The organism is Streptomyces sp. NPDC031274, assembly GCF_055570235.1.
On the sequence record NZ_JBVIHP010000001.1, the window covers coordinates 577,724 to 598,249 of the forward strand.

15 protein-coding genes are annotated in these 20,526 nt (G+C 69.9%); 3 read left to right on the plus strand and 12 right to left on the minus strand.

Features of this window, described 5'->3' with window-relative positions:
- Positions 1–110 precede the first annotated feature (110 nt).
- From ACZ5CR_RS02615 to ACZ5CR_RS02635, 5 genes are all read right to left on the minus strand, one after another.
- Entirely contained in the window at positions 111–1,850 is a 1,740-nt protein-coding gene (locus ACZ5CR_RS02615) for a DUF4153 domain-containing protein (RefSeq protein ID WP_468852837.1), read from the minus strand.
- Between the two features lie 181 nt (positions 1,851–2,031).
- Positions 2,032–2,940, minus strand: a complete 909-nt coding sequence (locus tag ACZ5CR_RS02620) for an ADP-ribosylglycohydrolase family protein (RefSeq protein ID WP_468852839.1) — start codon at positions 2,938–2,940, stop codon at positions 2,032–2,034.
- Between the two features lie 12 nt (positions 2,941–2,952).
- Positions 2,953–3,612, minus strand: coding sequence for a histidine phosphatase family protein (locus ACZ5CR_RS02625; protein WP_468852841.1), 660 nt, complete (start codon positions 3,610–3,612; stop codon positions 2,953–2,955).
- A gap of 143 nt (positions 3,613–3,755) precedes the next feature.
- Positions 3,756–4,361 carry a YdbC family protein gene (locus ACZ5CR_RS02630; RefSeq protein ID WP_468852844.1) on the minus strand — a complete coding sequence of 202 codons (606 nt, stop codon included), beginning with the start codon at positions 4,359–4,361 and terminating at the stop codon, positions 3,756–3,758.
- Positions 4,362–4,395: 34 nt separating this feature from the next.
- Positions 4,396–5,229: an arylamine N-acetyltransferase family protein gene (locus tag ACZ5CR_RS02635; RefSeq protein WP_468852846.1), complete on the minus strand. Its 834-nt coding sequence runs from the start codon at positions 5,227–5,229 to the stop codon at positions 4,396–4,398.
- A gap of 182 nt (positions 5,230–5,411) precedes the next feature.
- Here ACZ5CR_RS02635 and ACZ5CR_RS02640 point away from each other — a divergent pair, with 182 nt between their 5' ends.
- On the plus strand, positions 5,412–5,942 hold the full coding sequence (locus ACZ5CR_RS02640) for a TerD family protein (RefSeq protein ID WP_468852847.1): 531 nt from the start codon (positions 5,412–5,414) through the stop codon (positions 5,940–5,942).
- A gap of 175 nt (positions 5,943–6,117) precedes the next feature.
- Here ACZ5CR_RS02640 and ACZ5CR_RS02645 read toward each other — a convergent pair whose 3' ends face one another.
- Both ACZ5CR_RS02645 and nrdR read right to left on the minus strand, forming a co-directional pair.
- Entirely contained in the window at positions 6,118–9,015 is a 2,898-nt protein-coding gene (locus tag ACZ5CR_RS02645; protein WP_468852850.1) for a vitamin B12-dependent ribonucleotide reductase, read from the minus strand.
- Positions 9,016–9,151: 136 nt separating this feature from the next.
- Positions 9,152–9,706: a transcriptional regulator NrdR gene (gene nrdR, locus ACZ5CR_RS02650; RefSeq protein WP_468852851.1), complete on the minus strand. Its 555-nt coding sequence runs from the start codon at positions 9,704–9,706 to the stop codon at positions 9,152–9,154.
- 518 nt (positions 9,707–10,224) lie between these two features.
- Here nrdR and lexA point away from each other — a divergent pair.
- Positions 10,225–11,007 (plus strand): transcriptional repressor LexA, encoded by a 783-nt coding sequence (lexA, locus tag ACZ5CR_RS02655; RefSeq protein WP_383270716.1) that lies wholly within the window; start codon positions 10,225–10,227, stop codon positions 11,005–11,007.
- A gap of 116 nt (positions 11,008–11,123) precedes the next feature.
- Here lexA and ACZ5CR_RS02660 read toward each other — a convergent pair whose 3' ends face one another.
- The 5 genes from ACZ5CR_RS02660 to ACZ5CR_RS02680 form a co-directional block, all read right to left on the minus strand.
- The gene (locus tag ACZ5CR_RS02660) at positions 11,124–13,190 is read right to left on the minus strand and encodes an ATP-dependent DNA helicase (RefSeq protein WP_468852852.1); all 2,067 of its coding nucleotides are present in this window, start codon (positions 13,188–13,190) and stop codon (positions 11,124–11,126) included.
- 40 nt (positions 13,191–13,230) lie between these two features.
- Complete coding sequence (locus tag ACZ5CR_RS02665) at positions 13,231–15,171, minus strand: IucA/IucC family protein (RefSeq protein WP_468852853.1); 1,941 nt, start codon at positions 15,169–15,171, stop codon at positions 13,231–13,233.
- Between the two features lie 71 nt (positions 15,172–15,242).
- Positions 15,243–15,980, minus strand: coding sequence for a GNAT family N-acetyltransferase (locus ACZ5CR_RS02670; RefSeq protein ID WP_468852854.1), 738 nt, complete (start codon positions 15,978–15,980; stop codon positions 15,243–15,245).
- Positions 15,981–16,016: 36 nt separating this feature from the next.
- A complete protein-coding gene (locus tag ACZ5CR_RS02675; protein WP_468852856.1) occupies positions 16,017–17,981 on the minus strand; it encodes an IucA/IucC family protein in 1,965 nt (654 codons plus the stop codon).
- Between the two features lie 98 nt (positions 17,982–18,079).
- Positions 18,080–19,606, minus strand: a complete 1,527-nt coding sequence (locus ACZ5CR_RS02680; protein ID WP_468852857.1) for a diaminobutyrate--2-oxoglutarate transaminase family protein — start codon at positions 19,604–19,606, stop codon at positions 18,080–18,082.
- Positions 19,607–20,114: 508 nt separating this feature from the next.
- Between ACZ5CR_RS02680 and ACZ5CR_RS02685 the strand changes: the two genes are divergently transcribed.
- Positions 20,115–20,474: an ANTAR domain-containing protein gene (locus ACZ5CR_RS02685; RefSeq protein WP_468852859.1), complete on the plus strand. Its 360-nt coding sequence runs from the start codon at positions 20,115–20,117 to the stop codon at positions 20,472–20,474.
- Positions 20,475–20,526: the final 52 nt, after the last annotated feature.

Below are 20,526 nucleotides of genomic sequence, written 5' to 3' on the forward strand. Positions count from 1 at the left end.
CCGTTGGAGGGGCCCCCCCCCCCCCCCCCCCCCCCCCCCCCCCCCCCCCCCCTCTCCCCCCCCCTCCCCCCCCCCCCCCCCCCCCCCCCCCCCCCCCCCCGGGGCGCGCCTCAGCGGTACGAGGTCTCCCGGCTGCCGGATCGTTCGCAGCCCTCCGGGGGAACTTCCGGCGACCGTTTCTCGATGATGTCCCTGGCCCGCGCCTCGCCCAGGCTGGTGGCATACCAAGGGCCACGCTCGGAACCGAGGCCGTTCGCGATGCCCTCAAGGGCGCAGGAGCGCAGCGGCTCCGGCAGCCCGTCGACGGCCGGGGCGGCATCGGCGGACAGGCCGCGCGCGTACTCCAGATCGAACTTCCCGGTGTCCTCGTAGCGCTGGACATTGCGCTCGGCGATGAGTGCGTCGGGCGAGAGGATCCCGAAGGCCAGCACACCGGCCGCGGCACTGGCGGCGACGGCGCGCGGCAGCCAGCGGGCGCCCCACACCCCCGCCGCCATGATCAATACGACGATCAGGCCGAGCCAGAGCTCCACGGCCACGACCGAGACCCTCAGCCGGGTCAGGCCGTACGCATCGACGTACATGTCCATGCGGCGCACCGCCGACGCCACGACGACGAGCGTGAGGGCGCAGAGCGTACCGAGCACGGCCCGCACCAGACCCCGGTCGCGTGACCCGTCACGCGGCGCCCAGCGCAGGGCGACGACGATGACGACCAGGGTGAGCAGCGTGGCGAGCAGCAGCTGCCAGAAGCCCTGGCGTGCGTACTCCGAGTACGAGAGGCCTGTCTTCTCCAGGACCGCGTCGTAGCCACCGAAGAGCACGGCAAGCTGGACCACGTTGAACGCCGCGAACAGCAGGTTCAGGACGATCAGCGGCAGCGCCCACTCCATGCGGCCCCGCTCCCGGCCAGGACCCACGACGAGCCGGTCCCAGCGCACGGGCGCGGCAGCGGTGTGTGCCGCGGCGAGCGCTCCGACGACACCGGCCGCGAAGAGCAGCACGCGCCACGGCCCCTCGGAGACGGAGGCGTCGGGCATCAGGTCGCCGAGGAGCCCCGCGAAGGCGGCGTCGGCCCCGGCGAACAGCGCGCCGAAGACCAGCAGCAGCACGGCGGTCACCGCGACCGCCCGCAGCACGGGCCCGCTCCGTGACCCGCTCGCGCGGCTCCGTGCACCGCGCCAACCCCAGCCCAGGCCGGAGAGCACCGCGTCGAAGAGCCCGAGCGGGCCGAGCAGGACACCGGGCCAGGTGCGGCAGCCGTGCAGGGCGAGCGAGCCGAGCGCGACGGCGGAGACGATGGCGAGGAACGAAGGCCAGCCCGCGTCCCGCAAGGCGGGCACGGCAAGCAGCCCGAGGCCACCGATCGCCCAGACCAGCGTCCAGGGGCGCGGCCTGCGACCGGCCTGTTCGGCGGCGAAGTACGCGGCGAGCGCGGCCGGCACGGCGACGATCAGCAGATTGAGTGCGAGCCCGTCGCCGAGCAGCACCATGCTCAGCAGGCCGGTGGCGAGCACCGCGCCGAGCGTTCCCGTCCGGACCGGAGCGGGCGGCTCGGCCCGCAGATCGGCCAGGAACGGCTCGGGCTTGCCCACGGAGCCCGCCGGGTACGCCCAGTCGGCAGGCGGCCCTGGGCTCGCCGCAGCGGCACGGAGGCCGGGCACGGCGTCCTTGGGCTCTTCGCTCTCCCTCTCGCTGCCACTGCCTGACGGCACAGGCGTGGACGGCGTGGACGACGTGGACGGTGTAGACGACGTAGACGGTGTATCGGACACGGGACCCCCTCCCGGCCGGTCCGCACGTGCAGCAGACGGCACGCACGCGTGGCGGGGCCGCCGGGCGACCGGCATCTCGTTGAGGACACACAAGTCATGATCAACTCGCGGCCTGCCGGAAAGAGTAGCCGCGAGGCCGATGACGCCCCCCGAATCGGCCCGGCTGTGGCATGACCGTGACAGTCGCCCCAGAACCCGGAAGGCCCGGAAACCCGGAACCTCGGACTCCGGAATCCGGATTCCGCAACCCCCGAAGTCAGCCCGCCGCGACCGGAACCCAGCCGGGCAACGCCTCGCTCTGCTCCAGCCACTCGTCCAAGGGCGCACCACCCTCACCGGAAGCAACCACTCCGCCCACGATGGCGCAGGTCGTATCCATGTCGCCGCCCACCTGGGCGGTGGACCAGATGGCCCGCTCATAGGCGCCGAGGCCTCGGGCGGCCGACCACAGGGCGAAGGGCACCGTGTCATGAGCCGTCGTACGGCGGCCGCAGCCGAGGACCGCGGCGACCGTAGCCGCGTCCCCGTAGTCGAGCATGTCCCGCGCCCGGCGGAGCCCCGCTCCCACGGCGCTGCGGGGCACGAGGTCGATGACGCCGTCGAGCAGCGCCTTCGGCGCGGGCGGCCCACCGGGGGCGGCGGCCAGTGCCGCGGCGGCGGCCACCGCCATGGCTCCCACGACCGCCTCACGGTGCTGATGGGTGGGGTAGGCGGAGATCTCCGCCTGGTGTGTCGCCTGCTCCGGATCATCCGCGTACCAGGCGCCGAGCGGCGCGATCCGCATGGCGGCGCCGTTCCCCCAGGAGCCCTGCCCCTTGAACAGCGCGGAGGCCAGTTCCCGCCAGTCACCGCCCTCCCGGACCTGTGCGAGCAGCCGGTTCACGGCGGGGCCGTAGCCGCGGTCGACGTCATGGTGCTCGGCGAAGGACAGGGCGAGCGCGTCCTGGTCGATCCGGTCGTGACGGACCAGGACCGCGAGCACGGAGCAGGCCATCTCGGTGTCGTCGGTCCACTGCCAGGGGCCTGGGGGCGCTTCCCGGCGCTTCAGCAGCGGGTAGTTCGCGGGCACGAAGAACTGTGAGCCCAGCGCGTCCCCCACCGCCAGTCCACGCAGGCTGGCCAGAGCGCGGGCCAGGCGCCGGTCGGGAGAGGAGTCAGCGGTCATCGCCCTGCCACTCTATCCGGTGACGCCGTACGGTTCCGGTTCGCGCCAGCGTTCGAACGGGCGATCCAGTGTGTACTTGCCGTCGTCGCCGAGCACCAGCGTCCGCATCTCGCCGTTCCCGGGGTTGGACAGCGACTCGAACTCCGCCACCGACCAGTGGAACCAGCGCATGCAGAACAGGCGCATGGTCAGGCCATGGGTGACGAGGAGGACGTTCGGCGGGTGGTCCGGCGCCTCGAAGCTCCGGTAAAGGCTCTCCAGGAACGCGCCCACCCTGTCGTACACGTCGGCCCCCGACTCTCCCTGGGCGAAACGGTAGAAGAAGTGTCCGTACGCGTCGCGGTACGCCTTCTGGAGCCTGACGTCGTCCCTGTCCTGCCAGTTTCCCCAGTCCTGCTCCCGCAGCCGCGGCTCCTCGCGCACCCGCACAAGGTCGGGGTCGAGCCGCATGGCCCGGAAGGTCTCATGGGTGCGGCGATAGGGCGAGACGTACACACTCACCCGCTCCACGCCGACGGCGCCCCGGAGCTGCTCGCCCGTCTCGTCCGCCTGCCGCCACCCCTTCTCGGTGAGCGCCAGGGCGTGGTCGGGTTCGCGTTCGTACACGGTGTCGTCGGCGTTTCCGGCCGACTCGCCGTGTCGGACAAGGAAGATGCGCCGCGGACGTGCCATACGGAAACCCTAGATCGCCCCCTGCCGGACGGCCCAACCGGTCGGCCGTCCGAGCTCCATCCGGCGCATACGGCCACTACCCGTACCGCCACCCGCCACCCCCACCCGCACCAGCGCCGCAGCAGGTCACCCCGCACGACGCGTCACACCGTCCACGACGGCTCCAGTTCCACGATGTCACCGGCCAGCGCAGCGACGTCGGCCTCCGTCTGGGCGCGCAGCGAGAGGCGTTCCACCCGTTCCCTGCGGTACTTGCCGTGCTCGGCGGCCGACAGCCACATCGAGAGGACGAGGAACTCGTGCCCCGGCGCCTCACCGAAGAGCCCGCGCACCATCCCGGGAGAGCCCGCCATCGCCGGGTTCCAGACCTTCTCCTGCATCAGCGCGAAGTGCTCCACCCGCGCCTCATGGACCCGGCAGTGCGCCACCCGCACCACGTCGGCGTCCGCGAAGCGCGGCTCAAATCCTGTCTTCACGTCGAAACGGTGGTCGAACAGCTTGCTCTGGATGTCCTTGAAAGTGCCCGCCTGTGCTGCGGCCAGCCGGTCGTGGGAGCGCGCCATGAAGGAGTCGTAGAAAGCCCGGCTCTCCCAGAAGGCGAAGACATGCGCCACGCCCGGCCGCTCACGGCTCCACCCTCCACCCTGTCCCCGGAACCCCGGCTCCCCCAGAAGCCCCGCCCACTTTCGCTGCCCCCGCTCGAACCCCCGTCGGTCCACCACGGTGCAGCGAATCCACTTGACCAGCACCGCGCCATCGTACGGCCGCCGAGCGTGGCCCGGGTCACGCTCCGGCGTAGTGCTCCCGGATCAGCTCGGCGCAGTCATCGGCGCCGAGTTCAATATCGAACTCGCGGGCGATAACCTCGCTCAACTCATCGACGGATACGTCGCGTTCGTCCGTCGTGCCGTCCGGTCGCGTCACCGTCAGACGCTCACCGACCAATGTGCGGCGCACATCCGGAGCGGCCCTCTGGAGCACGGGACGGCGGATGAACGACGACTTGGGGTGGGTCGATGTGTAGTGGTTCATCACTACGTAGTCGACGGGAAGGCGTTCTTCCAAGGTGTATTCGTAGAGATCGAACCATCCGTCCGCGTGCTCGGTCCGCAACACCCGTACGCCGTTCGCCTCCTGGACGATCCCGAACCGCCACTCTCCTTGTCGCATGTTCTGCGGTACGTCGTCCCCGTCCCCCATGGGGATCGGTTCGAGCAGCCCCTCGGCGCCGAAACCGACGTCACAGTGCCACTGCCGCCCGCCCGCCTCGACCTTCAGGAGCATGTGCGTCACCGCGCGACGCGACGAGGCGCCCACTCTGACCCGCGCGCCGAGTCCCGTGACGGCGAAGCCGGTACGTTCCAGAGCCGCAGCGAACAGAAGGTTCTGCTCGTAGCAGTAGCCGCCTCTGCGCTGCCGCACCAGCTTGTCCTGCAGCGCCGCCAGGTCCAGCGGTACGGGCCGGCCGAGCATCATCTCCAGGTTCTCGAAGGGGATCGAGGCCACATGCGCCCGGTGGAGCGCGCGGAGCGTGTCGAAGTCGGGCTTCGCCTCTCCCCCGTAGCCGATCCTGGCGAAGTAGGCCTCGATGTCCAGTTCTTCCCCGTTCCATGTCATGGGGCCCATGATCTACGCACCCACGGACGCACGCCACCAGAAATGCCCCCGGCAGCCCAACAGCCCTACCGACCAGGAAACTTCAGTGATGTCGGTCATACGCCGTAGCGTGTCCGTAGGACGTGCCGCGCGGACATGCCCGATGCGTCAGCGTCAGCCGGTACACGAGGAGGGGAAGCTCTGTGAGCAGTGTCAGCAAGGGGATCGAAAAGGTCGAAGTGGGGCTCAAATGGGACCCGAGCCCCGCCGGTGCACCGCCGAATGATCTCGACATCATCGCCGCGACCTACTTGGCGGACGCTCCGTACGACAGCCCCGTGTACCTGGTGCACTTCGACAGCCGCGCCCCCGACGGGACCATCACCCTCAACAGGGACAGCCAGACGGGCCAGGGCTTCGGCTTCGACGAGGTCATGACGCTTGAGCTCGACCGGCTCGCGGCCTCGTACGCGCGCGTGGTGGTCGGTGTGGCCATACAGCCTCATCACGAGGGGGAGAAGGTGTTCGGCGACATCCCGAACACCGCGGTGCGCATCCGCACCGGACACACCGACCTCGCGGAGAACGACCTCTCCGCGGTCTCCGGGCACACGGCCGCGACGATCGCGGAGTTCACCCGGAACGAGTCGGGCGCATGGTCCTTCCGCGAGATCATCCGCGGATTCGACGCCGACCCGACGTCGTTCGCCGCGGTGATGGGGACCAAGATCTGAGGACGGCTCCCGGAGACAGCACCAGGTCTTCGCGTCACCAGAAACGCCAAGGGCGGTGGCACCGATTTCTCGGCACCACCGCCCTTGGCGTTCAGGCTTCACTCCGGGCCGCGCCCGAAGCTCCCGGCAGGTGCGGCGTTCAGCTCCTACAACCGCTCAGCCAGAACCGAACCGCTCAGCTGCAACCGCTGGTCGAGCCGCAGCCCTCGCAGATGTAGCAGGAACCGGCACGCTGCATCTTCGTCCCGCAGGAGAAGCACAGCGGCGCGTCGGCCTGGATGCCCAGCTGCATCTCGACGAGCTCGGCGCTGGTGTGCGCCTGCTGCGGAGCGGGCTTCTCCGCCTCGGCCGTCTTCGGCACGGCGACCGGCTTCAGGACCTCGGGCTGCGGGGCGGCCAGGCCCAGACCCTCGGCGTCCGTGTCGGAGCCGTCGAGGGACGGCTCGTACGAACCGGTGTCCAGGTGACGCTGACGCTCCTCGGCCGAGTGGATGCCGAGCGCGGAACGGGTCTCGAAGGGCAGGAAGTCCAGCGCCAGGCGGCGGAAGATGTAGTCGACGATCGACTGCGCCATCCGCACGTCCGGGTCGTCCGTCATGCCGGCCGGCTCGAAGCGCATGTTCGTGAACTTCGAGACGTACGTCTCCAGCGGAACGCCGTACTGCAGGCCCACGGAGACGGCGATCGAGAAGGCGTCCATCATGCCCGCGAGGGTCGAACCCTGCTTGGACATCTTCAGGAAGACCTCGCCGAGACCATCGTCCGGGTAGGAGTTGGCGGTCATGTAGCCCTCGGCGCCACCCACCGTGAAGGAGGTGGTGATCCCCGGGCGGCCCTTGGGGAGGCGCTTGCGGACGGGGCGGTACTCGACCACCTTCTCGACCGCGGTGCGGATCGTGTCCTCGGCCTTCTCGGTGACCGCGGCCTTCTCCTGCTCCTTCTTCTTGGCGGAGAGGGGCTGGCCGACCTTGCAGTTGTCGCGGTAGACGGCGAGCGCCTTGACGCCCATCTTCCAGGCCTCGTAGTAGACCTCTTCGACGTCCTCGACGGAGGCGGACTCCGGGAGGTTGACCGTCTTGGAGAGCGCGCCGGAGATCCACGGCTGGATGGCCGCCATCATCCGGACGTGACCCATCGCGGAGATGGAGCGCTCGCCCATCGCGCAGTCGAAGATCTCGTAGTGCTCGGTCTTCAGGCTCGGGGCGTCGGTCACATTGCCGTTCTCGGCGATGTGGGCGACGATCGCCTCGATCTGCTCCTCCTGGTAGCCCAGGCGACGCAGCGCCTGCGGCACGGTGCCGTTGACGATCTGCATCGAGCCGCCGCCGACGAGCTTCTTGAACTTGACCAGGGCGAGGTCCGGCTCGAGGCCGGTGGTGTCGCAGGACATCGCGAGACCGATGGTGCCGGTCGGGGCGATGACCGACGCCTGGGAGTTACGGAAGCCGTTCTTCTCACCGAGGCGGAGCACGTCCTGCCAGGCCTCCGTGGCGGCGGCCCAGACCGGCGTGTCCAGGTCGTCGACGCGGGTCGCCGTGCCGTTGGCGTCGGAGTGCTGCTTCATGACGCGCTTGTGCGGCGTGGCGTTGCGGGCGTAGCCGTCGTACGGGCCGACGACCGCGGCGAGCTCGGCGGAACGCTTGTACGAGGTGCCGGTCATCAGCGATGTGATGGCACCGGCCAGCGCGCGGCCGCCGTCCGAGTCGTAGGCGTGGCCGGTCGCCATCAGCAGGGCGCCGAGGTTGGCGTAACCGATGCCGAGCTGACGGAAGGCGCGGGTGTTCTCGCCGATCTTCTGGGTCGGGAAGTCCGCGAAGCAGATGGAGATGTCCATCGCGGTGATGACGAGCTCGACGACCTTCGCGAAGCGGTCGGCCTCGAAGGACTGGTTGCCCAGGCCGTCGTCCTTCAGGAACTTCATCAGGTTCAGCGAGGCGAGGTTGCAGGACGTGTTGTCCAGGTGCATGTACTCGCTGCACGGGTTCGAGCCGTTGATCCGGCCGGACTCCGGGCAGGTGTGCCAGGCGTTGATGGTGTCGTCGTACTGAATGCCGGGGTCGGCGCAGGCCCAGGCGGCCTCGGCCATCTTGCGGAAGAGCGACTTGGCGTCGACCTCCTCGATGACGTCGCCCGTCATGCGGGACGTGAGGCCGAACTTGCCGCCCGTCTCGACCGCCTTCATGAACGTGTCGTTCACGCGGACCGAGTTGTTGGCGTTCTGGTACTGGACGGACGTGATGTCGTCGCCGCCCAGGTCCATGTCGAAGCCCGCGTCACGCAGGGCGCGGATCTTCTCCTCTTCCTTCACCTTGGTCTCGATGAAGCCCTCGATGTCGGGGTGGTCGACGTCGAGGATGACCATCTTCGCCGCGCGGCGCGTGGCGCCACCCGACTTGATCGTTCCCGCGGACGCGTCGGCACCGCGCATGAAGGAGACCGGTCCCGAGGCGTTGCCGCCGGAGGAAAGGAGCTCCTTCGAGGAACGGATGCGGGAGAGGTTCAGGCCGGCGCCGGAGCCGCCCTTGAAGATCATCCCCTCTTCCTTGTACCAGTCGAGGATCGAGTCCATGGAGTCGTCCACGGCCAGGATGAAGCAGGCGGAGACCTGCTGCGGCTGGGGCGTGCCCACGTTGAACCAGACCGGCGAGTTGAAGCTGAAGATCTGGTGCAGGAGGGCGTACGCCAGCTCGTGCTCGAAGATCTCGGCGTCGGCGGGCGACGCGAAGTAGTTGTAGTCCTCGCCGGCCTTCCGGTACGTCTTCACGATGCGGTCGATCAGCTGCTTGAGGCCGGTCTCGCGCTGCGGGGTGCCAACGGCCCCGCGGAAGTACTTACTGGTGACGATGTTGACCGCGTTCACCGACCAGAAGTCGGGGAACTCGACGCCACGCTGCTCGAAGTTGACCGAGCCGTCGCGCCAATTGGTCATGACGACGTCTCGGCGCTCCCAGACCACCTCGTCGTACGGATGCACGCCGGGCGTCGTATGGATGCGCTCGATACGCAGACCCTTGCTGGCCTTGGATCCCTTGGCGCGGGAACCTCGTGCCGGGCCGCTCGTCGTCTCGGTCATGCCGCCTCCCTGTATCAGGCTAAAACGCCCTGAAGTGCCACGATGTTCCCGTGACACGGTGTTGTCCGGTGCCGCGGAGCCCGCAAAGGCGCCCCGCAAGCAGGTCTGTGTGTGCCGCCGTAGACCGCTGCGCGGGTCAGTCGGTGGCAGTGGCGGGCACCGGGACTTCGACAGTCCCTCCGGGCCCGCAGTCATTCGCGCCGCGCTCGCCGTCGGCGCCGGGCGACTCGTCGTCGAGCCGCGTTTCCCGCTGGTCCCTCAGCTCCCCGATGGCAGCCTCGAAGTCATCGAGAGAGTCGAACGCCCGATAGACGGACGCGAAGCGCAGGTAGGCCACCAGGTCCAGCTCCTGCAGCGGACCGAGTATGGCCAGACCCACGTCGTGCGTGGTCAGTTCGGCACTCCCGGTGGCCCGCACCGCCTCTTCGACCCGCTGTCCGAGCAGGGCGAGGGCATCCTCGGTCACCGGCCGCCCCTGGCACGCCTTGCGTACGCCGTTGATCACCTTCGTACGGCTGAAAGGCTCGGTCACGCCGCTGCGCTTGACCACCATCAGTGAGCACGTCTCGACGGTCGTGAATCGACGCGAGCAGTCGGGGCACTGACGGCGCCTGCGGATCGACGTTCCGTCATCGGTGGTGCGACTGTCGACGACGCGACTGTCGGGGTGCCTGCAGAAGGGGCAGTGCATGGAACTCCCAACCCTCCTTCAAGACACGACTCGTAGGCCTCACCAGGCCCGTGAGGCCCTCGAAGCAGCCCCAAGCATAGGCGATGCCCGAGGCCTGAAAAGACCGGGGACCACAACTTCTGGGCCGTGGCCGCAATCCAACCACTAGATCTGGGGTTTGGCCGCAAATCCGGCCCCATCGCGTGTCGCGCACCCACGGCCTGCCGTGAAGGTTACGAGCCCGCCTCGCGGAAGGTTACGAGCCCGCCTCGCGCGCCACACAGGAAGGGGGCGGTGCCGGTCCGACCGGGCGGCGAGTGGCAGTATGGGAGCCCCGCCGAGGGGGCCGCGACCTCGGCGGTGAAGCGTACCGTAATCAACCGAAATGCCATTCGGCTCGAACGTTAGCCATACACCCAGACGCATGATCGCAGTAGGCATTCTGCGATTTTTCACTCGAACGTGTGTTTGGCGCAACCTTTCGAAAGCAACTACCGTTGGCTAACTAGGGAGAACATTCTCGAGAGGGGCCGACCGACGTGACCACCACCGCAGACAGCGCCACCATCACCGCCCAGGACCGCCAGAGCCGACTCGAGCCGGTGCATGCCATGAATGACGCAGACACGAACCAGGAGGGCCCCAAGCCCACCCGCTCCCTACCGGGCCGACCTCCTGGAATCCGCGCCGACAGCTCGGGACTCACCGACCGGCAGCGCCGTGTCATCGAGGTCATCAGGGACTCGGTGCAGCGGCGGGGGTACCCGCCGTCGATGCGGGAGATCGGGCAGGCGGTAGGCCTCTCCAGCACCTCGTCGGTCGCCCATCAGCTGATGGCCCTGGAGCGGAAGGGCTTCCTGCGCCGTGACCCGCACCGCCCGCGTGCGTACGAGGTGCGCGGCTCCGACCAGCCGAGCAGCCAGCCCACGGACACGGCAGGCAAGCCCGCCGCTTCGTACGTGCCGCTGGTCGGCCGCATCGCCGCCGGTGGTCCGATCCTCGCCGAGGAGTCGGTGGAGGACGTCTTCCCGCTCCCCCGGCAGCTCGTCGGCGACGGTGAGCTGTTCGTCCTCAAGGTCGTCGGCGACTCGATGATCGAGGCCGCGATCTGCGACGGGGACTGGGTGACGGTCCGCCGCCAGCCCGTCGCGGAGAACGGCGACATCGTCGCCGCCATGCTCGACGGCGAGGCGACGGTCAAGCGGTTCAAGCGCGAGGACGGACACGTGTGGTTGCTGCCTCACAACTCCGCGTACCAGCCCATCCCCGGTGACGAGGCAACGATCCTCGGCAAGGTCGTGGCGGTGCTGCGGCGGGTGTGAGCCCCCGCCCCTGACCGGGCCCCGGAACCAACTGCGCCGGTTCCGGGGCCCTGCTGCGTCCGGGGCCCCTGCGGTCCGAGGGTCGTACGTACGTGCGCCTGAGGGCCGTACGCGGGCTACTCCTCGTCGGCCGAGTCCTCGCCACCGGCCTTGGCCTCGTCGGCTGCCTTGTCCTCCTCAGCGGCCTTGTCCTCGTCGGCGGCCGTGATCGTGACCGTCGCCTTCGCCGCCGCGTCGATCGCGGCCAGCGAACGGCGCGCCTGATTGCGGTCCGTCGTGTACCAGAAATCAGGCAGCGAGGCCTTCAGATAACTGCCGTACCGAGCCGTGGCGAGCCGGGGGTCCAGGACGGCGACCACTCCACGGTCCGCCGAGGCCCGCACAAGGCGGCCCGCGCCCTGCGCCATCAAGAGCGCCGCGTGCGTCGCGGCGACGGCCATGAAGCCGTTACCGCCACCGTCGTCGACCGCCTTCTGGCGCGCGCTCATCAGCGGGTCGTCGGGACGCGGGAAGGGGATCTTGTCCATGACCACCAACTGGCAGCTCGCACCCGGCACATCGACGCCCTGCCACAACGAAAGCGTCCCGAACAGGCAGGTCTGCGAGTCCGCCGCGAAGTTCTTGATCAGCTCGCCCAGCGTCTCCTCGCCCTGCAGCAGGATGGGCATGTCGAGCCGGCCACGGAGCTCCTCGGCGGCGTTCTGAGCGGCGCGCATGGACGAGAAGAGACCGAGCGTGCGGCCGCCCGCCGCCTCGATCAGTTCGGCCAGCTCGTCGATCATGTCGCTGCGCGTGCCCTCGCGGCCGGGCCGGGCCAGATGCTGGGCGACGTACAGAATGCCCTGCTTGCGGTAGTCGAAGGGCGAGCCGACGTCGAGGCCCTTCCAGGCAGGGGCGTCCTCGGACGCGGTGCCCTCGGGGGCGAGCCCCACGGAGGCTCCCACTCCGTTGAAGTCGCCGCCGAGCTTGAGGGTGGCGGACGTGAGGACCACGGAGCGGTCGCTGAAGAGCTTCTCGCGGAGCAGGCCCGACACGGACATGGGCGCCACCCGCAGCGACGCCCCGAAGCGGTCGTGACGCTCGTACCAGACGACGTCCCACTCGGAGCCGTTCGAAATGCGCTCCGCCACGTCGTGGATCGACTCGACGGACGCGAGTGCCTGCTTACGCACCGAGTCCTCGTCCTGGACCGACTTGTCCCGGGTGGAGCCGAGCGCCGAGATGACCGTGCGGGCGGCGTCACGCAGGGCCATCAGCGCGTACCCGAGGTCCTCCGGAACCTCCTCGATACGGCCGGGGAGGGCCAGCTCCATCACTCGCTCGAAGCCTTCGGACGCGGTCTGGAGCTGATCGGCCACCTTCTCGTTGACGAGCTTGGCGGCTCGGCGCACCGCGCGGTTGACCTGGCCCGGAGTGAGCTCACCGGTGGCGACGCCGGTGACCCGGGACACCAGCTCATGGGCCTCGTCCACGATCAGCACTTCGTGCTGAGGAAGGACGGGAGCGCCCTCGATGGCGTCGATCGCGAGGAGCGCGTGGTTGGTGACCACCACATCGGAGAGCTTGGCCCGCTCACGCGCCGCCTCGGCGAAGCACTCCGCCCCATACGCGCACTTCGACGCTCCCAGGCACTCCCTGGAGGAGACGGACACCTGGGACCAGGCGCGGTCGGACACGCCGGGAGTGAGGTCGTCCCGGTCGCCGGTCTCGGTCTCGTCCGCCCAGTCGCGCATCCGCAGCAGGTCCTGGCCGAGCTTGCTGGAGGGGGCGGCGGCCTCGAACTGGTCGAAGAGGCCCGGCCCCTCCTCCTCTTCCTGCGGCACTCCTTCGTGGAGGCGGTGCAGGCACAAGTAGTTCGAGCGGCCCTTGAGCATGGCGAACTGCGGCCGGCGCCGCAGCAGGGGATGCAGGGCGTCCACCGTCCGCGGCAGGTCGCGCTCCACGAGCTGGCGCTGCAGCGCCAGCGTGGCGGTCGCGACCACCACACGCTCGCCGTGCGCGAGGGCGGGCACCAGATAGCCGAGGGACTTGCCCGTGCCGGTACCGGCCTGGATCAGCAGGTGGGAGCCGTCGTCGATCGCCTCGGCGACGGTCTCGGCCATCGTCACCTGGCCAGGGCGCTCCGTGCCGCCGACGGCGGTGACGGCGGCGTGCAGGAGCTCGGGAAGGGAGGGCTTTGTCATAGCGCGACCACCCTACGGGTCTCCACTGACAATCCTCCGGTCAAGGCTGATGAAGAGGGTTCGGCACGCTCCCGTGCACGGCGGCATGCGGGCGTTCGGGGCGGTCCCGGTACCCGTCGAGGTGGAGCCGGTTGCGATTGAGGCACAGCCGCTCGATGCGGGGGGTGAGCAGGTCGAACATCTCGTATCGCTCCTTGAGCTGCGGGGCGCGCGCCTGATGGCGGAGGATCTCGGCACGGACGAGGGACCAGAAGGCGCTCTCCGAGATGCCCAACTGCTCGTGGCACAGCGGGGCGAGATAGCGGAAGACACCCACGAAGAGCCCCGAGTGGATGAACTGCGTCAGGAAGTCGGAACGTTCGGTGAGCAGGACGTCCCGGACGCCGTCCGGCATCGACGCGTGCTCCGGGAGGGCTTCGGCGCTGACGTTGACGTCGTCGACGAAATCCTTCACCGCGAGCCGCACGGGTACGTCCTTGTCGTCGAAGACGACGATGGTGTTCTCCCCGTGCGGGGAGAACACCGTGCCGTACCGGTACAGGAACTGCAGGAGCGGAGGGAGCAGGGCGGCGAAGAAGTGCCGCAGCCACACCTCGGGGGCGAGACGCGAGCGCTCGACCAGCTCGGCGACGAAAGCCTTGCCGTGCGGATCGGTGTGCAACAAGGAGGCAAGCGTGCGGGCGCGCTCGTCGGGCGCGAGATACCGGGTGATCGGCTCGCGCCAGATCGCACCGAGCAGTTCCTTGTACTGGTAGGAGACCTCGGGCAGCCCTTCGTACAGCGGGTGCTCGACGGTCACCGATGCGACCTCGCCGAGCAGGATCATCCGGCATTCGTCACGCAGGAAGGGATCCGCGTCGCGCAGCGCGTGCATCCAGGCGGTGACGGCGGGGGCGGCCAGGGTGCGCTCGGTCGGGAGTCCGCGCCACACGAGGGTGTTGAGGATCGACAGCGGCAGCTTGACGGTGTGCCGGTCGGGCCGGGACAGGTTCAGGAACGTACGAATGGACTGCTGGGGCAGTCGCAGGTCGCCGTCGGTGGTGAGGGGGACGATCATTCCCGCGGCGACGGAGGGGGCGAAGAGGGGCAGGACGATGTCGTCCCACTGCCAGGGGTGCACCGGCAAGTAGAGATAGGCATGCGGGTCGAGGCCGCGTGCCCTGAGTATGCCTGCGAAGGACTCCCTTGTGGCGGGGGTGAGTTCACGCGTGTAGAGCTTCTCCGCCGTGTCCAGACCGGTGACGCCCCGGTAGGCGGCGAGGTCGGTGTGGACCGCGATCCAGGGGAGCCGCGCGGTGAGGCGGGCCTCGGGTGCCCAGCGGGCGGTGTCGCTCGCGGAGAAACCGATGCGGCCCTTGTTGAGGACGAGCCAGGGGTGGCCGGTCTGATGCCCTTCGAGTTCCGCGTAGTCGAGGTCGGCGAGCTGCGCCGCGGTGAGGGCGGTCCGGTCGAGCCGGGCGTCGGCGGAGAGCGTGACGGTCAGCTCGCGGATGAGGTGGCCGAGCGTGGCGCCGTCGATTCCCAGGGTGCGGCGGGCTCGGGCGAGGAAACGGAGGGGGTCGCTGAAGGGGAGCGGTGGTCCGTCTCCCTCGGCCAGGGCCAGGCTGTCCGGGTCGACGCGCCAGCTGTCGTACGAGCCGCGGTGTGCGCGGAAGAGGAGACGGGGGGCCGCCGTCGGGGGCTCGTGTCCGTCGTCCCTGCTCTGTCCGTGGTCCCTGCCCTGTCCGTGGTTCCCATGGCCCCCGTCGTCCTCATCGAGACGGAGGCTGTAACCGTCCGTCTTGCCCGGCCCTGCGGGGGCGGGCTCGATGATCTCCTCATAGGCGAACTCACCGACCATTTTCGCGAGGAGACGGCGCCCGGCCCTCGCCCATCTCTCCGGGGTCAGTTCGGGTGGGTCGTAGAGAGGCGGGTCGGAGAGAGGCGGGTCGGAGAGGACGGACGGTTCTCGGGGCGTCGGGGGGACGGATGGATTCGGCACGGGAACTCCTCAGGGAGGGAACCGGATCAGGTCGAGCGGTGTACTGAGGGTGAGCGCTGGGGGTGAGCGGGTCAGAGCACCGCGCGCAGGGCCCGGTCACGGACCATGAGCGCCGCGCGCTTGTCGGGGAGATCCACCTCGGCGGAGAAGCGGAAGCCGGCGCTCAGAAACGCGGAGACGGAGGGGGTGTTGCGGAGGTCGGGTTCTGCGACGACGCGTGCGCATGCGGCTCGATGGTCGAGCACGAGGTCGGCGACCGCTCTCAGCAGGGAGGTGCCGAGCCCCCGGCCACGGTCGGCGACACCGCCGATGAGGAGATGGAGACCGGTGTCGTGCGGGCGGGCCGGATAGTGGCGGGCCAGGGCGTCGAGGTCCGCGCGGTAGACCTCCCAGTAGCTCATCGGCGTGCCGTCCAGGACACCCAGGCAGGGGACGCTGCGCCCGTCACCGTCGATCTGGTCGCGCAGATGAGCCTCCGTGACGGCATCGGGGCCTGCCAGCTCCCAGAACGCCGCCACGGCGGGGTCGTTCATCCACCGGCTGATGAGAGGGAGGTCGCGTTCGACACGTACGGAGACGAGTTGGAAGACACCGGCAGAGGTGGTCGCCGGGCCCCAGCCGGCGACGTTGTCGAGCAGATCGTCGACTGACTCACTCGCGTCACTCGCGCCGAACAGGGCGACGAGTTCGTCCGGGAGGCGCAGGTCCAGGGTGTCCTGGATGTCTGCCCTGTCGGCGGTGGCGGACTCGGCAACGGACTCGGGGGCGGTCTCGGTTCCGGCGTCGGCGCTCGCATCAGGCAGAGGCACGGCGTCGCTCCTCTCAGAAACGGTGGGTCATGTTCCTCAGGAATGAAGGGGGTTGGCGATGGAGACGTAGACGGACTGGGTGTCGACGGGGCCCTCGAGCTCATCGAGCCCGCGAAGCCGGGTCATCAGGTTGGCCTTGCACCGCAGCACGGGAGAGTCGAGAAGCAGGGAGGCCAAGGGCGTACGCAGCGAAGCAGGACCGGAGGCGACATCACCGAGGAAGCGTCGGAACGCCGCGAGCAACAGCCGCTCGTCGGCCAGGCATTCGGCGCCGAGGGCTCCGATGAGGCCGAGGACGTTGTTGATGCCGAGGTAGTAGGCGAAGCGCTCGTTGGCCACTTCGTCGGACACGAACGTGTCGCTGTGCTCACCGATGCCGGGGAGCCTTCGTTCGAGTTCGGCGCGCCGGGACTCGCGGTAGTAGTAACCCTGATTGTCGCGGTACCGGCCGCCCACCGGCCAGCCGTCGGAGTCGAGCAGCAGGAGTGTGTTCTGCTGGTGGGCCTCCAGGGCGACACCTGCCTCACTGTCCAGCCAGAGCACGGGGCGTACGACGTTCTCCAGGTAGCGCAGGAACCACTCCGTGGCGACTGCTCCCCGCGGACGGCCCGTCCGCCCGGCGAGGCGGGTCACGATCTCGCCGAGCCGGGAGCGCATGGGGGCGCGGTCATGCCCGGTGGACTGCGGTGACGGCCGGGGCGAGACGAGTCCCGCGATGCAGGTGACGTCGTCGCCGGGTCTGAAGGGGTTGTGCCGGATCATGACGTCGAGTCCGGGGACCGGCTCGCCGTCGGGGCCGTTCACGGCGAGCCAGGCCGGGTCGCGGATCACGTCGAATCCCGGGTGAGCGGCCTGCCACTGCTCGGCGAGGCCGCTGCGGAGGAGCCGGTGGACCTCGACGCCTCGGTGGAGTTCCTTACGGAGGTTCTCACGACGGGAGTTGGTGATGCGCAGGCCGAGCGAGAGCTTCAGCATGGCTGCGGCACCCGAGCGGTAGAGGGTGCGCACGGAGGAGGTCGGGTACCACGGTGCGCCGTGGGGGCCGAGGTCCTTCAGGAGCCCGGCTTCCAGGAGAGCGGCGGTCGCGGGGCGGTGCCTGAGCTCACGGATCTGCCACGGGTGCAGGGGCAGGGCGGCGCGGCCTTCCGGCAGCGGCAGGTCCGGGCCCGCGAGGCGGGCGATGAGCTGTTCGGCCGGGAGGCTGCGGCCACGCTCGGTCCAGGCCGTGTCCGCGGCGAGCACGGAGGGTGCGACGGCGAGCCAGTGCAGGGCGAAGGCGCCGCGCAACTCCGGTGAGTAGAGCCGGGATTCGGTGTCGGAGAGTCCTTCGCGGCTCTTCGGGGTGGGGTGCAGGGGGTGGCCGAGGAGCAAGGACTGCTCGGCGGCGAGGAAGAGGTCGGGCTCGTCGCCGGGGGTGTTCCTGCGGTCGGCGATGAAGGTGGCGGTGCGCCGCACGGAGTCGGCGACGCGGCCGACGAGGTCGCCTGCCTCGACTCGCTCGTCGCCGTCGCCATCGCCGTCGGTGCTGATGCCGGTGGTGGTGCCCGTACTGGTACCGGCGGCCGCGCTCCGCCGGCCCGTCTCGCGGCCCAGGAGGGCGGCGACGGTGACGGCGTCGGCCGGGGGCGCGCTCTGGGGGCCGTCCTCCAGGTACGGGAGGCCGAACCGGTGCCAGCCCGTGGCCGACCAGTAGTACACAGGGACGAGGAGAGCGGTGCCGCTGGCGTCGAGCGGGATGCGCAGGACGCCCTGCTCGGGGGCGGGGAAGTTGTTCTCGCGTACCCAGCAGCGCAGGAGGTTCTCGATGGCCGCCACCTGCGCGGCGGTGTACGGATCCGGGTGCTCCAAGAGGTCGGCGGTCGCGCCTCGCAGCTGCTCGCTCTGTCGGCCTCCCTTCTGCCGGGGGACCGTACCGGGCTCCGCCACCAGCGAGGATTGCTTGCCGCACGCGCCTGGGACGTGGGAGTGGGGTGGGCCGTCGGATGCGGGGGTGGCGTTCAAGAGGGCTTCCTTGTGAAGTCGTTCGGGCTCCGGGGTGACGGGCTGGAGCTGTGCTGATGTCTTGGGGCCGTACACGGGACGGCTCTGGTCCGGCGTGGCTATCCGCTGTGCGGACGCGCCGCCGCGGAGATCGCGTCGGCGAGGCGGTCCAGGATCGCGGCCGCTTGCTCGTCCGTAATGGTCAGAGGAGGAAGGAGGCGTACGACGCTGGAGTGCCGTCCGCCCAGCTCGACGATGAGCCCGCGGCGCAGGCACTCTCGTTGCACCACGGCAGCGAGTGCGGGTGCCGGGGGAAGCGGACGTCGGGAGCGGTCCAGGGCGAGGTGGTCGGCGGATCCGGCAGGGTCGGGGAGGCCCGTGCCGCCCGGGCCGGGCTGGTCCGCGGCAGCCGGGTCGAATTGGTCGGCGGCAGCCGTGTCGAATTGATCCGCGGCAGCCGGGGCGAACCGGTCCGCGGCAGCCGGGTCCACGAGCTCGACGCCGATCATCAGGCCTCTGCCCCGGACATCGCCGATGCAGGGATGCTCGGCGGCCAGGGACCGCAGCTGGGTGAGCATGCGGGCGCCCAGGACTCCCGCGCGCTCCGCGAGGCCGTTCTCACGGACGTACGCGAGGGTGGCCGTGCCCGCGGCCATGGCGAGCTGGTTGCCGCGGAAGGTACCCGCGTGGGCGCCGGGCTGCCAGACGTCGAGGTCGTCGCGGTAGATCACGACGGCCAGGGGCAGGCTGCCGCCGATGGCCTTGGACAGCACCATCACGTCCGGGACGACGCCACTGTGCTCGACGGCCCAGAAGGCGCCGGTGCGCCCGACGCCGGTCTGGACCTCGTCCGCGATGAGCGGGATCGAGCGAGCGGCGGTGATCGCGCGCATCCGGCGCAGCCACGCGTCGGGGGCGGGGATCACACCGCCCTCGCCCTGCACCGGTTCGAGGATCATCCCGGCCGGCTGCGCCACTCCCGATTTGGTGTCGTCGAGGAGGCTCTCGGTCCAGCGGGCCGCGAGCTCGGCGCCGCCCGCACCGCCGATGCCGAACGGGCAGCGGTAGTCCTGCGGATAGGGCAGGCGCGCGACGCGTACGTCCGAAGCGCCGCCGGATGCTTCGAGCGCCCCTGCCGTCATCCCGTGGTAGGCGCCGGTGAAGGCGAGCATGCCGTCGCGCCCGGTGGCCGTACGCACGAGTTTGAGCGCGGCCTCCACCGCGTCCGTACCGGCGGGTCCGCAGAACTGGATCCGCGCCCGGTCCGCGAGTCCGCGGGGCAGCGTGCGGAACAGCTCGGTGGTGAAGGCGTCCTTGGCCGGCGTGGCCAGATCGAGGACGTGCAGCGGTGCCCCCGAGTCGAGGACCTTTCTGATCGCCTCGAGCACGACCGGGTGGTTGTGCCCGAGGGCCAGGGTCCCCGCACCCGAGAGGCAGTCGAGGTAACGCTGTCCGTCGGCGCCCTCGATCGTCAGGCCGCGCGCCCGCACCGGGACGATCGGCAGGGCGCGCGCATAGGTGCGCGCCGACGATTCGCGCGCCGCCTGGCGTCGCAGGATCCCCTCGTGCGCTCCCTCTTGTGCTCCCTGGTGTGCTGCGGACTGCGCCGCGGAAACCGCCGCGGGCGCCGGCTCGGTCACGGCCACGACTGTTGGTCCTCCCGCTGGGAATGGGCACTTCCCACTCGATCTGGGCTGGTGCGCCGACGAGTTGGCAGGGGAGATGAACACAGGCCGCCACTCCCCCGTACGTACCAACGACGGGGGCTGCGGAGGAACACGGGTAATCGAAAGATCCTTGCCGTGACGGAACCGTTGCCGGTCCGAAGACGCCCAGGTGCAGCACATTTGACATCCGATGACGACGTCGGCCTGGTTCCGTCACAGCAGGGATCGCAGATTGCGTCGCACCCTGGGCGGCTCTCGCCGGCCGGGCCCACGCTGCTGTCCAGGTGCCGGCTTGCCGTTCTTGGCGAGGTCGGCGTCAGCGTGTTCCGCGACCCGGGCAGGCTCAATCCGGTGGCGCTGAGGGTTCGTTCGACGGTTCCCTGATCGGGATCTCTGCCCGAAGGTAGCCGCTGAGTGACGACAGGACTACGGTGGGAGGACTGGCCCCAGCCCCCGGCTCCGCGAAAATGACCGAGCAAGGTGTGTCATGCAGCGCACATTGAGGACGTACGAGGAGCGCTGGTCTCGAAAAGAGTCGCTCGTCTGGCACGAGAGCAGTCCTGCCGGCGAGGTCGCGACTCTTCGCTCGGAGAACGTGGAACTGCGCCGACGGCTGCGCAGGCGTGCGGTCACCATGCGGGCTCAGGGCGTGGTCATGGCGCTCGTGCCCTGTTCCAGCGAACGCGCCAGGGACTTTCTCGCTGATCTGGCCGATCACTGCGGCCTCACGGTGCGCGACGTCGCCCGCGCCCTCGTCGGCACCTTCGAGGGCCGTCCGCTCACGGCGAGGATGCAGCGCGAGCTCGGCTGCGCGGTGGTGCGCCTCAAAGACGGCGCTCCGGCCTGAGCGGGTCAGCCGCTCCTCCTTCCGGCCGCGCGCTCCTGTTCCCTGGGCCGAA

What these genes read in the sequence shown, in the direction of transcription:
- ACZ5CR_RS02645 (WP_468852850.1), bottom strand. Translation starts at nt 9,015, where the DNA reads ATGACCGAGACGACGAGCGGCCCGGCACGAGGTTCCCGCGCCAAGGGA.
- ACZ5CR_RS02615 (WP_468852837.1), bottom strand. Translation starts at nt 1,850, where the DNA reads ATGCCGGTCGCCCGGCGGCCCCGCCACGCGTGCGTGCCGTCTGCTGCA.
- ACZ5CR_RS02635 (WP_468852846.1), bottom strand. Translation starts at nt 5,229, where the DNA reads ATGACATGGAACGGGGAAGAACTGGACATCGAGGCCTACTTCGCCAGG.
- ACZ5CR_RS02685 (WP_468852859.1), top strand. Translation starts at nt 20,115, where the DNA reads ATGCAGCGCACATTGAGGACGTACGAGGAGCGCTGGTCTCGAAAAGAG.
- ACZ5CR_RS02620 (WP_468852839.1), bottom strand. Translation starts at nt 2,940, where the DNA reads ATGACCGCTGACTCCTCTCCCGACCGGCGCCTGGCCCGCGCTCTGGCC.
- nrdR (WP_468852851.1), bottom strand. Translation starts at nt 9,706, where the DNA reads ATGCACTGCCCCTTCTGCAGGCACCCCGACAGTCGCGTCGTCGACAGT.
- ACZ5CR_RS02625 (WP_468852841.1), bottom strand. Translation starts at nt 3,612, where the DNA reads ATGGCACGTCCGCGGCGCATCTTCCTTGTCCGACACGGCGAGTCGGCC.
- ACZ5CR_RS02660 (WP_468852852.1), bottom strand. Translation starts at nt 13,190, where the DNA reads ATGACAAAGCCCTCCCTTCCCGAGCTCCTGCACGCCGCCGTCACCGCC.